The sequence below is a fragment of the Ruegeria sp. CDSC085 genome (assembly GCF_059610465.1).
Genome location: NZ_JBXWNR010000001.1, coordinates 629308 through 643596 on the forward strand (window position 1 = coordinate 629308; position 14289 = coordinate 643596).

Annotated in this window: 17 protein-coding genes; 14 read left to right on the top strand and 3 right to left on the bottom strand. The window is 58.8% G+C overall.

Annotation, left to right across the window (positions count from 1 at the left end; translation table 11 throughout):
- Positions 1-3: 3 nt before the first annotated feature.
- Positions 4-291, bottom strand: a complete 288-nt coding sequence (gene gatC, locus AC2FJB_RS03180) for an Asp-tRNA(Asn)/Glu-tRNA(Gln) amidotransferase subunit GatC (protein ID WP_117868236.1) — start codon at positions 289-291, stop codon at positions 4-6.
- A 227-nt stretch (positions 292-518) separates the two neighbouring features.
- On the opposite strand from gatC, the gene AC2FJB_RS03185 reads away from it, so the two are divergent.
- The gene (locus tag AC2FJB_RS03185; protein ID WP_162896729.1) at positions 519-677 is read left to right on the top strand and encodes a hypothetical protein; all 159 of its coding nucleotides are present in this window, start codon (positions 519-521) and stop codon (positions 675-677) included.
- Positions 678-833: 156 nt separating this feature from the next.
- The gene (locus tag AC2FJB_RS03190; protein WP_299895032.1) at positions 834-1397 is read left to right on the top strand and encodes a DUF4202 domain-containing protein; all 564 of its coding nucleotides are present in this window, start codon (positions 834-836) and stop codon (positions 1395-1397) included.
- A 73-nt stretch (positions 1398-1470) separates the two neighbouring features.
- Here the strand turns inward: AC2FJB_RS03190 and AC2FJB_RS03195 are convergent, their stop codons facing one another.
- Positions 1471-2142, bottom strand: coding sequence for a ceramidase domain-containing protein (locus tag AC2FJB_RS03195; protein WP_299895035.1), 672 nt, complete (start codon positions 2140-2142; stop codon positions 1471-1473).
- 60 nt (positions 2143-2202) lie between these two features.
- Here AC2FJB_RS03195 and AC2FJB_RS03200 point away from each other — a divergent pair, with 60 nt between their 5' ends.
- Positions 2203-2895 (top strand): metal-dependent hydrolase, encoded by a 693-nt coding sequence (locus AC2FJB_RS03200; RefSeq protein ID WP_496719142.1) that lies wholly within the window; start codon positions 2203-2205, stop codon positions 2893-2895.
- 8 nt (positions 2896-2903) lie between these two features.
- Here AC2FJB_RS03200 and AC2FJB_RS03205 read toward each other — a convergent pair whose 3' ends face one another.
- Positions 2904-3368 (bottom strand): nucleoside deaminase, encoded by a 465-nt coding sequence (locus AC2FJB_RS03205; RefSeq protein WP_496719143.1) that lies wholly within the window; start codon positions 3366-3368, stop codon positions 2904-2906.
- On the opposite strand from AC2FJB_RS03205, the gene AC2FJB_RS03210 reads away from it, so the two are divergent.
- The 11 genes from AC2FJB_RS03210 (at position 3367) to AC2FJB_RS03260 (ending at position 14286) form a co-directional block, all read left to right on the top strand.
- Positions 3367-4245, top strand: a complete 879-nt coding sequence (locus AC2FJB_RS03210) for a pseudouridine synthase (protein ID WP_496719144.1) — start codon at positions 3367-3369, stop codon at positions 4243-4245. The two genes, AC2FJB_RS03205 and AC2FJB_RS03210, sit on opposite strands and share 2 nt — an antisense overlap.
- A 175-nt stretch (positions 4246-4420) precedes the next feature.
- A complete protein-coding gene (locus tag AC2FJB_RS03215) occupies positions 4421-5335 on the top strand; it encodes a 5-bromo-4-chloroindolyl phosphate hydrolysis family protein (protein WP_496719145.1) in 915 nt (304 codons plus the stop codon).
- Between the two features lie 30 nt (positions 5336-5365).
- Entirely contained in the window at positions 5366-6556 is a 1191-nt protein-coding gene (locus AC2FJB_RS03220; RefSeq protein ID WP_496719146.1) for a toxic anion resistance protein, read from the top strand.
- A gap of 43 nt (positions 6557-6599) precedes the next feature.
- The gene (locus AC2FJB_RS03225; protein ID WP_496719147.1) at positions 6600-7526 is read left to right on the top strand and encodes a DUF2927 domain-containing protein; all 927 of its coding nucleotides are present in this window, start codon (positions 6600-6602) and stop codon (positions 7524-7526) included.
- A gap of 22 nt (positions 7527-7548) precedes the next feature.
- Positions 7549-8697: an SPFH domain-containing protein gene (locus AC2FJB_RS03230; protein WP_117868227.1), complete on the top strand. Its 1149-nt coding sequence runs from the start codon at positions 7549-7551 to the stop codon at positions 8695-8697.
- Positions 8698-8706: 9 nt separating this feature from the next.
- On the top strand, positions 8707-9024 hold the full coding sequence (locus AC2FJB_RS03235; RefSeq protein WP_496719148.1) for a CPCC family cysteine-rich protein: 318 nt from the start codon (positions 8707-8709) through the stop codon (positions 9022-9024).
- A gap of 7 nt (positions 9025-9031) precedes the next feature.
- On the top strand, positions 9032-10147 hold the full coding sequence (locus AC2FJB_RS03240) for a TFIIB-type zinc finger domain-containing protein (protein WP_299895054.1): 1116 nt from the start codon (positions 9032-9034) through the stop codon (positions 10145-10147).
- Positions 10148-10212: 65 nt separating this feature from the next.
- The gene (locus AC2FJB_RS03245; RefSeq protein ID WP_496719149.1) at positions 10213-10881 is read left to right on the top strand and encodes a nitroreductase; all 669 of its coding nucleotides are present in this window, start codon (positions 10213-10215) and stop codon (positions 10879-10881) included.
- A 42-nt stretch (positions 10882-10923) separates the two neighbouring features.
- On the top strand, positions 10924-11361 hold the full coding sequence (gene dtd / locus AC2FJB_RS03250) for a D-aminoacyl-tRNA deacylase (RefSeq protein WP_496719150.1): 438 nt from the start codon (positions 10924-10926) through the stop codon (positions 11359-11361).
- A complete protein-coding gene (locus tag AC2FJB_RS03255) occupies positions 11361-12464 on the top strand; it encodes a DUF4147 domain-containing protein (RefSeq protein WP_496719151.1) in 1104 nt (367 codons plus the stop codon). The genes dtd and AC2FJB_RS03255 overlap by 1 nt, the downstream gene beginning before the upstream one ends.
- A 235-nt stretch (positions 12465-12699) precedes the next feature.
- A complete protein-coding gene (locus tag AC2FJB_RS03260; RefSeq protein ID WP_117868221.1) occupies positions 12700-14286 on the top strand; it encodes an ABC transporter substrate-binding protein in 1587 nt (528 codons plus the stop codon).
- Positions 14287-14289 lie beyond the last annotated feature (3 nt).

Genomic DNA, 14289 nt, shown 5'->3' on the forward strand with positions numbered 1-14289 from the left:
GTCTTACTCCACCACTTTGGGGACTGCGAAGAACCCTTCACGGGCGTCGGGGGCGTTGGCCAGAATCTTGTCCTGCTGATTGCCATCAGTGACTTCGTCCTGACGACGCTTGAGGCGCATGGGTGTGACCGAGACCATCGGCTCGACACCTTCCACATCCACTTCGTTCAGCTGTTCGATGAACCCTAGGATGGTGTTGAACTCGGATGCCAGCGCCGGCAGCGCGTCATCCTCGACCTTGATCCGGGCCAGCTTGGCCACTTTGGCGGCGGTGCTTTGGTCAATCGACATCGGCTTCCCTCATCTACGTTTAGGGGCGTTTACCCGTCTGTTGCGACAGTCGCAAGACCGCCGCGCCACTGGCAGGTCCGAGTTTCGGAATCCTCCTCTTCTCTTGCCATTCAAAACTGAATGAGTGGTATGCGAAAAAGTAAACTGAATAGTTCATTGCGGATCTTGAAAACTAAACTGTACTGTTCATTTTATTTGTGCGACATAACGCAAACCGGAGAAAAAACATGAAACCCCTGATAACAGCCGCAGTCTTGTCCGCCACGTTTCTGGCCGCACCGGCCATGGCCTTGGGTATCGACACAAGCAACCTGACACGCACGTTGACCTTCCCGTCCCCTATTGCGGAACCGGTCACGCAGGATCAGGTTAAACCTGCCAGCTAAAGCGCAGGTCCCGGCCGGGTCAGATATCCCCTCTCTGACCCGGCCGTTTTTCATTTTCGAGGATGCACATCCCAGGGCAAGCCGTTAGCATGACGTCGAATGACGAACAGAACTGCGCCGAGGTTTCGTAGTTCAGGCAAGCCAGTGGAGCAGAAAGTGAGCACGCAAAAACAAGCGGTTCTGGACGCAATCGACGCAGCCAACGCAAATGACCCCAACCAAGACGATGGCCGCCCCGCGGCGCTGTTGTATGGCGAACGCATGAGTGCCGAGCTGGACCGCCTGTTTCCGGAAGCTTCTGACGCCCTTCAGATCGCCGCGCGCGGGCAGCATGTTGAGCGTTGGAAACTTGCCCGCAGTGAATACCCCGAAGGCCGGGCGGGATATTTGGCCTGGCGCAAGGCGCAGGGCGAACACCATGCTGAAGTGGTCATGGGTTTGATGTCCCGTGAAGGTTATGACGCGGAACAGGTTGAGGCCGCAGGGCGCATGTTGCGCAAACAGGGCCTCAAGCGCGACGCAGAGGTGCAGGCGCTGGAAGACGTGATCTGCTTTGTATTCCTGAAATGGTATTTCCAGCCCTTTGCTGCGAAACACTCAGCCGAGAAAATCCAGAGCATCGTCGAAAAGACTGCCCGCAAGATGTCGCCCGACGGCCGCGCACGGGTATTGCGCGAATTCGATCTGCCCGATCATCTGGCCGCGGCCTTTCAGACCTGAACACGGACCAATGCGGATTCGCCGACCTCGTCTCCATGAGACGCGGGATGGCCGGAAAGGACCATTCCGCGACTCAAGGCCCGAGGCCATCGTCGAAACGGCCCCTTATGAGGGCCGTGCGATACACCTCGATCATCCAACCCAGCATGATGGCATTCAGGACATGCCACATGAAATGCGTCCCCATCGGCCATTGCTTGCAAATTTGCAAATCGAGCGCACGGAAAGTGATCGATAGAATCAGGATCAGGGCCCCGAGCGTCATCCCTCTGGCCAAGTTCGGGTCATTGCCCCGCAGCAGGAACGCGTAGATCAGGATCAACAAAGGGACCGGCGCATAAGCCGCCGACCCACCAATCCCTGGCACACGTTGGAACAATGGTGCAACGGCCGCCGCATAGGGAAGAAACAGAATCATACCGACGAAGGCCAATCCAGACGACATGCGACAGATGTCCCGGTTCACCGCATATATATAGACCAATATGAACAGCAGGATCGGCACCACATCCGCCAATGCCGCCCACACCCTGGCATGGGTGTGAAACAGATAGCTGCCGATCCCAATCATGGCCAGAATCACGACCAGACCCTTGGCCAGTGGCATGTCCTGATCGCGTACGCGCCGCCACATGATCCATGCGGCAATCAGAAAAGCTGCGTTTGTGATCGCATTGATCGGCTCGGCCCAATAGTCCGCCGACAAGCGTTCGCAATAGCCATCGATTTCTCGAATCCAGTCCATGGAATTTTACATAGCCGATGCTAGGCTGCTGCCAAGAGACCTTATGGGAGGAAAACCGGAATGAACATTATCTGGCTGGGCCATGGCAGTTTTCGCATTGAAACTCAGGGGCAGGTTCTGTTGATCGACCCGTGGCTGACCGGCAACCCGGTCTTGCCGGAAGATCAGCATGATGCAGCGCTGGATGGTGCGACTCATATCCTTCTGACCCACACGCATTTCGACCACGTGGTTGATATTCTGCCGCTGGCCAAACACCTGAAAGTCCCCGTTGTCGGCCAGTATGATCTGATGGGATTCTGGAGCGAAACGGAAGGCATTGAGACCATCGGTTTCAACAAGGGTGGCACCGTCGATCTGAACGGCGTCAAGGTGACAATGGTTCCGGCTTCTCACAGCTCGACCTTTTCAACACCGGACGGTCTGCGCACCGGTGGCAGTGAAGTCGGCTTCATGATCGCGGCTGAGGGGCATATGCTCTATGTCTCGGGCGATACCGACATCATGGCCGACATGGATTGGATGGGAGATTACCACAAGCCCGATATCGGCATCCTTTCGGCCGGCGGGCATTTCACCATGGACATGAAAGCCACCGCCTATGCCGCCAAGCGCTACTTCAACTTCAAGACGGTCATCCCATGCCACTACAGAACGTTCCCCATCCTGGAACAGTCCGCACAGGCGTTGATCGACGGATTGCCGGGGGTCGATGTGATCGAGCCTGAGGTGATGCAGCCGATCAAACTCTAGGCCCGACTTCAGCTTGGCACGTCCTTCCGGCGCGACGCAAAGAAGTCTTTCAAAAGTGCGGCGGCGTCTTCGCAGGCAATCCCGTCATAGACCTCGGGCACGTGATGCGCCTGTGCATGCGAAAACACGCGTGCACCATGCGCCACACCCCCGGACTTGGGGTCTGCCGCACCGTAATAGATCCGCCGGATGCGCGCGGCGGCCAAGGCCGCTGCGCACATCGCGCAGGGCTCCAGCGTGACATAAAGATCGTGATCCGGCAGCCGTTCAGACCCCGCCTGTGCACAGGCTGCACGCAAGGCCACGATTTCAGCGTGGGCCGTGGGGTCATTCAACTCACGCGTTTGGTTTCCAGCCGCCGCCACAACGGTTCCGTCCGGACCGACGATAACAGCCCCCACGGGCACCTCGCCGCGGTCAGCCGCTGCGCGCGCCTCGGCCAGGGCCTGTTCCATATGCGATTTGAACACCATGCCCCTGACTGCATCAGAAACCCGCCTTTCGCAAGCGTGCGGGATGCGGTATGGCCCTGACATGAACAAGACCCCACCCCCCGGCGATCGGATCGCCAAAGTCCTGGCCCGCGCTGGCGTAGCATCGCGGCGCGAGGCGGAACGCATGATCGAAGCAGGCCGCGTGGCAGTAAATGGCAAGACCATTGACAGCCCCGCCCTGAACGTGACGGCGAAAGACAAGATCGTAGTCGACGGCAAGCCGGTCTCGGAACCGGAACCATCGCGCCTGTGGCTGTATCACAAGCCTGCCGGGTTGGTGACAACGACCAGCGACGAAAAAGGGCGAGAGACAATATTCGACAGGCTGCCCGACGACATGCCACGGGTGATGAGCGTCGGTCGGCTGGATCTGAACTCCGAAGGGTTGCTGCTGTTGACCAACGATGGCGGCATCAAGCGCAAGCTTGAACTGCCCTCGACTGGCTGGTTGCGGAAGTACCGCGTGCGAGTGAACGGTCGCCCGAAGGACGAAGACTTCGAACCGTTGCGCAAGGGGCTGGTAATCGAAGGAGAGCGATTTCAGCCGATGACCGTGTCGCTGGATCGCCAACAGGGCGCAAATGCCTGGCTGACGATCGGCTTGCGCGAAGGCAAGAACCGCGAAATCCGCCGCGCGATGGAAGATATCGGTTTAACCGTGAACCGACTGTTGCGCGTGTCCTACGGCCCCTTCCAGCTGGGGACTCTGAAACAGGGTGAGGTCGAAGAAGTCCGTCGCAGGGTCATGCGCGATCAACTGGGTCTGGATTCCGAAGATAAAGCCGACAACGCGCCCAAACGCCCGTCACGGCCACAAAGAAAACGACCTCAAATCGGCAAGAATCCCCGCAAGTGATGCGGGTTCGGCAACCTTCCCCCTAGCGCTAAGCCCGCGTATCCCCTAAATTTTCAGTGAAAGCTGCTATTTGGGGGGCGTGATGTCCGGAAGCGGAGTGCAAAAACTGGCCTACGCTGTACTGCTGGTGCTGTTGTTCGGCGTCTGCACTGGCTTGCTCGGGGGTCTGTAAGCCATGGCAAAACGGTTTGGCGGTAAATACAGCCCACAGGGCGATGAAACGGAAAACGCTCCGCTGCCAAGGGGTCAGTTTGACGGCGCGCGGGTCGAGCCCGCTGGTGCGCGTGCGAATATTTTGTTTCTGCCCGCCATTCCTCTGGTGTTTCTGTCCCTGAACGACGGCGCGATTGGCATGACCATCGGGTTGATCGCCGCTGGTTTTCTGACGGCGGCCGCATTCTTGCTGCGGGAAGGCCTGAGGGCCGAGGCCGCGTACAACGCCCGCAAAACCGCCCGAAGGCCCGCTTTTCCGCGCAAGATCTTTGCCAGTGTTCTCACTGGCCTTGGCGCAGGCCTTGCGTCTTACAGATCCGAGTTTCTGGACGCTGAGGCAGCCGCGCAGGTCAGCCTGTTGGCCCCCGTACTGTTTGGCGTTGCGGCGACCGTTCTGCACTCTGTCTCATTTGGACTTGATCCGATGAAGGACAAAGGGATGGAAGGGGTCGACACCTATCAGCAAGACCGTGTGGCCCGCGTGGTCGATGATGCCGAGAAACATTTGTCGGAAATGACGGACGCCATAAAACGCGCGGGCGACCGACGCGTCGAAGCCCGTGTGGAGCGGTTTCAGGACACCGCACGTGACCTGTTCCGCACGGTCGAGGAAGATCCTCGCGATCTGGCCGGAGCCAGAAAATACCTGACCGTCTATCTGCGGGGCGCGCGTGACGCGACTGTCAAGTTTGCTGATGTCTACGCGCGCACCCGCGATGCGCAGGCGCTTGCCGACTATTCCGCCCTGCTGGACGATCTGGAGCAGAATTTTTCCGCACGTACGCGGAAAATGTTATTGGATGACCGCAGTGATCTGACGGTCGAAATCGACGTGTTGCGTGAAAGACTGCAGCGCGAAGGCGTCCGGCTGGACTGACCGGCCATTATTTGAGCGAGGAACATCCCCATGTCCGATGAGATCAAGAAAAAGGCAGTTCAGGCCGAAACTCTGGTACAGGAAGTCACCGCAGTTGCCCTGCCCGAACCACAGGCCGAAGTCGTGTCGCTGGAGGAAGCCGACGAACCCGTCAGCGCCGAAATCCGCAGGCGGATGAATGAAATCGACATGGACAACACCAATTCGATCGTCGCGTTTGGCTCGTCCGCTCAGGCCGAACTTCAGGAAATCAGCCAGGCCATGCTGGCGGATGTGCGCAACAAGGATGTCGGCCCGGCCGGTGACAGCCTGCGCAACATCGTAACCACGATACGCGGGTTCTCGGTCAGTGAACTTGACGTGCGTCGCGAACGTAGCTGGTGGGAAAAACTGTTGGGCAGAGCTGCACCATTTGCAAAATTTACCGCTCAGTACGAAGAGGTTCAGGACCAGATCGACCGCATTACCGACGATCTACTGGGGCATGAGCATACGCTGCTCAAGGATATCAAGTCTTTGGACTTGCTGTATGAAAAGACCTTGGATTTCTATGATGAACTGGCGCTGTACATCGCGGCGGGCGAAGAGAAGCTGACCGAACTCGACAGCCACGCCATCCCTGAAAAAGAAGCCGAAGTTCAGGCAGCACCCGAAGAACAACAGGTGATGAAGGCGCAGGAACTGCGCGACATGCGCGCGGCACGCGATGACCTCGAACGCCGGGTTCATGACCTGAAACTGACACGACAGGTCACGATGCAGTCGCTGCCGTCGATCCGTTTGGTTCAGGAAAACGACAAGTCGCTGGTCACCAAGATCAACTCGACACTGGTAAACACCGTCCCGCTTTGGGAAACGCAACTGGCCCAGGCGGTTACGATCCAGCGCAGCGCCGAGGCCGCTGCCGCGGTGCGGGATGCCAATGACCTGACCAACGAGCTTTTGACCTCGAACGCAGCCAACCTGCGAGAATCGAACAAGATGATCCGCCAAGAAATGGAGCGCGGTGTGTTCGACATCGAAGCGGTCAAGCAGGCCAATGCCGACCTAATTGGCACCATCAATGAAAGCCTTGCGATTGCAGACGAAGGCAAGGCCAAACGCGCCGCAGCCGAAGCTGAGTTGCAGAAGATGGAAAAGGAACTGCGCGACACTTTGGCGTCTGCCAAGGCACGGCGCGATGGAACCGGCGACAATGCCGGTACGGCGGTACCTGGCTAAGGGTGGGTTCAGCGTGCGGGCCTTCGGTTACTTGAAACGAACATTGGGGATAGTATCATTCCTGGCCCTGGCCAATTGCGATGAGACCCTGACGTCATCCGTTGTTCCGCAACCCCGCCCCGCACCCGCACCTGTGGCAGCCATTGCTTATGTGCCGCCGTCTGCCGCAAGTCAGGATCTGGCGCGCTTTTATCGGCGGGTTGAACGGGACCTGCTGGTGCGGGGACTTTTGCGCATCGATGGGGGCGGCCCCGACACCCCCTATGATGCCGAAGATCTGTCGCGGAATTTCGAAGCGATTGCGTTCTACAGTGAGTATCCGACGCAGAGCGTCGCGGTTGGCTCGCGTCAGACGGACGGGCAACTCAGCCGATGGTCCGGGTCGGTGCGCATACAGACCGAGTTCGGCCCTTCGGTGCTTCCCTCTGCACGGCAGAAAGACACAGATCAGGTTCGGTCCTTTGCCACCCGTCTGGCCAGATTGACCGATCATCCGATTTCCGTCGTCTCTCGCAACGCCAATTTCCATGTCTTTTTTGCAGGCAAGGACGACAGCGCCTATGTCGTATCCCGCCTGAAGCAGCTGATCCCGAATATCGGTCAGGACTCGCTGAACCTGGTGGCCAATCCACGTGCCAATATCGATTGTCTGGTGTTTGCATCGGCAACGACCTCATCACCACACAGATACGTACGAGCCGTTTCCCTTATCCGGGCCGAATTGACGGATCTGGGCCGCCAAAGCTGCATTCACGAAGAAATTGCTCAGGGTCTTGGCCTGTCCAATGACAGCCCGGCAGCGCGACCTTCGATTTTCAATGATGACGACGAGTTTGCCCTGCTGACCAGCCACGACGAAAAGCTGCTGACGATGCTGTATGACCCGCGACTGCAGCCCGGCGTAGACGTCGACGAAGCACGACCCATTGTAAGAATTATTGCACACGAACTGATGGGGCAGCCGCTCTGACCCCAAGGACAGGAGAACCCAAATGGGAATATTCGATTTTCTGACCGGAGAATTCATTGATGTCATTCATTGGGTGGATGACACCCGTGACACCATGGTCTGGCGGTTCGAGCGCGAAGGTCACGAGATCAAGTATGGCGCCAAGCTGACCGTGCGCGAAGGTCAGGCGGCGGTCTTTGTGCACGAAGGCCAACTGGCGGATGTGTTTACGCCGGGCCTTTATATGCTTGAAACAAACAACATGCCGATCCTGACCACGTTGCAGCACTGGGATCATGGATTTCAATCTCCGTTCAAGTCAGAGATTTATTTCGTCAACACCACACGGTTCAACGACCTGAAATGGGGCACAAAGAACCCGATCATGCTGCGCGATCCAGAGTTCGGGCCGACCCGGATCCGCGCCTATGGCACTTATACTGTACGTGTGAAGGACCCAGCCAAGTTCCTGATCGAGATCGTAGGAACTGACGGTGAATTCACAATGGACGAGATCAGCTTTCAGATCCGCAACATCATCGTGCAGGAATTCAGTCGGGTCATCGCGGGGTCGGGCATTCCGGTTCTGGACATGGCCGCCAACACCGCCGACCTGGGCAAGCTGATCGCGGCCGAGGTGTCGCCGGTACTGGACGGATACGGGCTCGAGATGCCTGAATTCTATATCGAAAACATTTCGTTGCCGCCAGCGGTCGAGGCGGCGCTGGACAAGCGCACCTCGATGGGATTGGCCGGTGATCTGGGCAAGTTTACACAGTATTCCGCAGCCGAGGCAATGACGGCAGCCGCCAGCAACCCAAACGGCGGTGGCGGCATGGGCGCTGGCCTTGGCATGGGAATGGGCATGGCGATGGCGAACCAGATGGCGAACATGGCAGCGGGTCAGCCGTCAGGCCCGTGGGGCGCGACCGCGCCCGCTGCTGCGCAACCGGCCGCGCATGTGGCCCCGCCGCCTCCGCCCCCCGTCGAGCATGTGTGGCATATCGCGGTGGACGGACAGACCAGCGGCCCGTTCTCGAAGGCCAAGATGGGCCGCATGGCCAGCGACGGCGAGATCACGCGCGACACTTTCGTGTGGACGCCTGGTCAGGACGGATGGAAGAAAGCGGGCGAGGTGCAGGAGCTGGCGCAGCTGTTCACCATTCTGCCTCCGCCCCCACCCGGCACATGAGGGCACCGCATGGCCGGCCCTGGAAAGCGCACGAAGAAGGTCAGACGCAGAACGCGGCCCGGCCCGCATTTCGTCTGCCCCTGCTGCGACTATGTCACCCTTTCGGAGCGCGGAAAGTACCTGATCTGTCCGATCTGTTTCTGGGAGGACGAGAAAATCCATTGTGACACGAACCCACGCGAGCCCTCGGCGGCCAATCATAGCCTGACGCTGGCCGAAGGGCGCGACAGTTTCAAGACGATCGGGGCCTGCGAGGCCGCGATGCTCCCGCATGTCCTGCCCGAGGAAAACCGCGCGGCCTATCTCTACTTCCCTCTCAAGGACTGAGCGCGTCATGACTCATGCCCCTGCCCCATCGCCTGATGTCGCGGAACACCGTTTTCCGTGTGACCAGTGCGGTGCGGACTATCGGTTCGACCCGAAATCCGGCACGCTGACCTGTGACCATTGCGGCCATTCCGAACCGATCGGTGCGGGCCCCTGGGGCGGCGCCAGCCTGCGCGAGCTGGATTTCGACGCGGCCATCGCCGACCGCCTGCCCGACAGCGAAATCGAAGAGACACGGGTTCTGTCCTGCCCAAATTGTGCGGCGCAGGTTGAATTCGACCCCAACACCCATGCTGCGGAATGCCCGTTCTGCGCTACTCCGGTTGTGACGGACACCGGGGTGAACCGACATATCAAACCGAAGGGCGTTCTGCCTTTTGCTCTGGATGAACGCGTGGCCCACACGGCGATGAGCGATTGGCTGGGGCGGTTGTGGTTCGCTCCGAACGGGCTCAAGGACTATGCCCGCAAAGGACGTAGGATGCAGGGTATCTACGTGCCGTACTGGACCTTTGATGCCGATACCAAATCGGCCTATCGCGGAGAGCGCGGCACAGTCTACTATGAAACCCGCACCGTCATGCGGGATGGCAAACGGGTGCAACAACAGGTGCCAAAAGTCCGCTGGACGCCCAAGTCCGGCCGGGTGGCGCGTTTTTTTGACGACGTGTTGGTATTGGCCTCAAGGTCACTCCCCAAGACTTACACCGATGCTCTGGAGCCTTGGGATCTACCGGCTCTGGAACCCTACCAGCCAGAATACCTCGCCGGGTTTCGCGCCGAGGCCTATACGGTTGAGCTGAAAGAGGGATATGCCGAGGCCCGAGCACATATGGCGCGCGTGATCGAGCGGGATGTACGTTTTGATATTGGTGGCGACAGGCAACGTATCCACGCAGTGGACACCGATGTGCGCGATGTCACATTCAAACATATCCTGCTGCCGGTCTGGTTGGCGGCCTATAAGTATCGCGGCCAGACCTATCGTTTCGTGGTGAACGGCCGGACCGGTCGGGTTCAGGGAGAGCGCCCCTGGTCGGCAATAAAGATCACAATCGCCGTTGTACTTGGTCTGCTGGTTGCCGCAGGTGTCGGGTACTTGATGGCAACAGGACAGCAATAACAGCCTCTTGTACATTGTACACCGCACCTTCATCCTCAGGCCTGCAACGTTGAAAAGAGGTCCACGTGTCGATTGCTGAATTGAATGCCTTGCTGGACAAACGTCATTCCTGCCGGGCCTTTCTGCCGGACCCGGTACCGCAAGAACAGATCGCGCAGATCGTGACCAGCGCGTCCCGGGTGCCAAGCTGGTGCAACGCGCAACCTTGGCAACTGGTCATCACCAGCGGAGACGAAACCGACAGGTTCCGCGACGCGATGCTAAACGAGGCGGAAAACGGCACACCGGCCCCGGATCTTCCATTTCCCACCTCTTACTCCGGCGTGTACCAAGACCGCCGCCGGACGTGCGGCTGGGCACTCTACGACGCGGTTGGCGTAAAACGGGGGAACCGCGAGGAATCGGCCCAGCAAATGATGCAGAACTTTGCCCTGTTTGGCGCACCACATTGTGCCATCATCTCAAGCCCGGCAGAGCTTGGACCATATGGTTCAATGGATTGCGGCGGCTTTGTCACGGCTTTTGCGCTCGCTGCTCAGGCTTTGGGCGTGGCAACCATCCCGCAAGCGGCATTGGCCACATATAGTCCTTTTTTGCATCAGTATTTTCAGATCCCCGATGACCGGCTGATCCTGTGCGCAATTTCCTTTGGCTATTCGGATATGGATCATCCTGCAAACAGCTTCCGTACGGAGCGCGCGGCATTGGGTGACTTTGTGGACTGGCGCGGCTAAACCGTCGCTCAGGCAGGCTCAACGTTTCGGGGGAGGAACCAAGTGCGCGCATTGCTGCAAAGGGTGACACAGGCCAAAGTGTCGGTCGGAAGCACCGTCATAGGCACAACCGGCCCTGGGCTCATGATTCTTGTCTGTGCCATGCAGGGCGACAGCAAGGCACAGGCAGAAAAACTGGCCGAGAAAACCGCGAAACTGCGGATTTTCAAAGACGACGCCGGCAAGATGAACCGCTCGCTTCTGGATGTTGAAGGCTCTGCTTTGGTGGTCAGCCAGTTCACATTGGCGGCGGACACCTCCGGCGGCAATCGCCCCGGATTTTCGAACGCAGCCCCGCCTGAGCTGGGAGAGCAGTTGTACATGGTCTTCGCAGAGCACCTTGCCGCGCAGGGGATCGCAGTGGAAGCCGGACAGTTCGGCGCGGACATGGCGGTTGAGCTTGTAAATGATGGGCCAGTCACGATCTGGGTGGAGAATTGATGGATATTGAGAAGCAAGCCGTCAGGTTGTGGCAGGCCGGGGTTGAGGCCGTCGGCGGGTATCAGGCCACCCAAGCCGCCTTGCCTGATGTCCCGAAACCCGACCGTATTCTGGCCGTGGGCAAACCAGCCGCAGCCATGGCGCGGGCTGCGCTGGCGCAATTTGGCGCTATCCCCACGCTTGTGGTCACCAAAGACGACCATGGCCGCGACCTGCCGGGTGGGGTCGAGGTGATTGAAGCTTCACACCCCGTTCCGGACGACCGCAGCCTGGCGGGCGGGCGTGCTCTGCGCCTGGCCATGGAACAAATGGAACCCGGATCACATGTGCTGCTGCTCGTCTCGGGCGGCGCGTCATCCCTGGCCGAGGACCTACTTCCCGGAACATCACTTGATGACCTCGAGGTGTTAAACCGCAAACTGCTGTCCAAAGGTCTGGATATCCGCGCGATGAATGCCGAGCGGCGCAAGCTGTCGCGTATCAAGGGCGGCGGTCTGCTGTCCCATTTCGCCGGAAACCGCGCCACTGTTCTAGCGATTTCGGATGTGCCCGGAGACGACCTGAATGTCATCGGATCGGGAATCGGAGCATTGCCTGATAACCATTCCTTTGCGGCCACCACCCGGATCGTTGCTTCGAACGCGCATGCCCGCAATGCGGCTGCCAAAGCAGCGGAAACGGCGGGGTTGAGTGTCTTGACCAATAATGAGGCCCTGCACGACGACTATTTGCAGGTCGCGGCGCGTCTTGGGCCCATGCTGCGCGAAATGAAAAAGGGAGTGATGATCTTTGGCGGAGAACCGACCGTGGTTTTGCCTGATCACCCGGGGCGTGGCGGCAGAAATCAGGCCCTTGCGCTTGCCTTGGCCAAAGAGATTTCAGGCCAAACAGATCTTGCGGTGGTCGTGGGCGGCACCGACGGCACGGACGGTCCGACAAATGCGGCGGGAGGAATCATAACAGGCGCAACCTGGGGTGATGGCGCAGATCGCGCGCTTCGAAAAGCCGACAGCGGGTCTTTCCTGGAAAAAGCCAATGCTTTGCTGATAACAGGGCCAACCGGCACCAATGTCATGGACCTGGTTGTCGCGATACGTGGATGAATTGACGCTTATCATGCCACCTTGACCCGCAATCGACCGGAAACTACCCGGAAATGCAGACTGCACCTGAACACCCAATCAGCAATTGCCGCACACCGGACAAGAAAGAGAGGGCTTCGGCCATCGGTATTTAGGAGAAATGTCCTTGCCCGGTCCGCGGAAATAAGCCAACGTTGACTCATGCGTCAACAAAAGCCCGAAAAGGGCTGGAACCACTCGATAGGGAGATCACTAAATGAACGAACAAATCACGCATATGGCCGGTCAGGTCACAGCCGGAAAAATGACCCGCCGCGAATTCATGGGGAAAGCCGCGGCCCTGGGCGTTTCGGCTGCCGTGGCCAGCACGATGTTCGCCGACGCAGCACGCGCAGCTGGCCCGAAAAAGGGCGGCGACCTGAAGTTTGGCCTTCAGGGTGGCGAGTCCACAAACTCGCTGGATCCCGCGACCTATGCCAGCTCGGTTCCGTTCCAGAACGGCAAGCAATTCGGCGACCAGCTTGTAGAAGTTGCACCTGATGGGACCATCGAGCCGCGCCTGGCTGAAAGCGTCGAAGGCAGCGCGGACGCCAAGGTTTGGACCTTCAAACTGCGTCAGGGTGTCGAGTTCCACAATGGCAAGACCATGACCAGCGAGGACGTGCTGAAGACCATGCAGCGCCACTCGAACGAAGACTCCAAATCTGGTGCCCTCGGCATCATGAAGGGCATCGAGTCAATGAAGGCCGACGGCGACAACTTCCAGGTCACTCTGACCGAAGCGAACGCCGACCTGCCTTATCTGATGGCGGACTACCACCTGATCATTCAGCCGGACGGCGGCATGGATAACCCGGCGGCTGGGATCGGCACTGGTCCGTACAAACTGGAAGTTGACGAGCCCGGTGTCCGTCACCTGTTCACCAAGAACGAAAACCACTGGAACAGCGATTTCGGCAACTTTGACAGCGTCGAAGTGGTTGTCATCAACGATGCGACCGCACGTACTGCAGCGCTGCAGTCCGGTCAGGTGCACGCCGTTAACCGCGTAGAACCCAAAGTAGCCGACTTACTGGGGCGCGCGCCAAACCTGACGGTGCATTCAACAGCGGGTCGCGGACATTATGTCTTCATCATGCATTGCGACACGGCTCCGTTCGACAACAACGAACTGCGCACGGCACTGAAGTACGCAATCAACCGTACGGATCTGGTGGACAAGGTACTGCGCGGCTATGGCTCGATCGGGAATGATATGCCGATCAACGCCGCCTACCCACTGTTTGATGAGACCATCGAACAGCGCGAGTTCAGCGTGGAAAAAGCCGCCGAGCACTACAAGAAGTCCGGTCATGACGGCTCGCCGATTATCCTTCGTGTTGCTGACGGTGCCTTCCCGGGTGCTGTGGATGCCGCAGCGCTGTTCCAACAGACGGCGGCGCAGGCCGGAATTCCGCTTGAGATCAAGCGTGAACCCAATGACGGATACTGGTCCGAAGTTTGGAACGTGCAACCTTTCTGTGCCTCCTACTGGGGCGGCCGTCCGGTTCAGGACCAGATGTACTCGACCGCGTATCTATCAACCGCAGACTGGAACGACACTCGGTTCAAGGTTCAGGCGTTCGATGACATGCTATTCGCGGCAAAGGCGGAGCTGGACGTTGAAAAACGCAAGGGCATCTATAGCCAGATGGGCAGAATGGTCCGCGACGAAGGCGGCCTGATCTGCCCGATGTTCAACGACTTTGTCGAAGGTGTCAGCAACCAACTGGACGGCTGGGAAAGCGACCCGACGCAAGAGATGATGAACGGCAACATGTCCCGCAAAATGTGGTTCGTCTAAGAC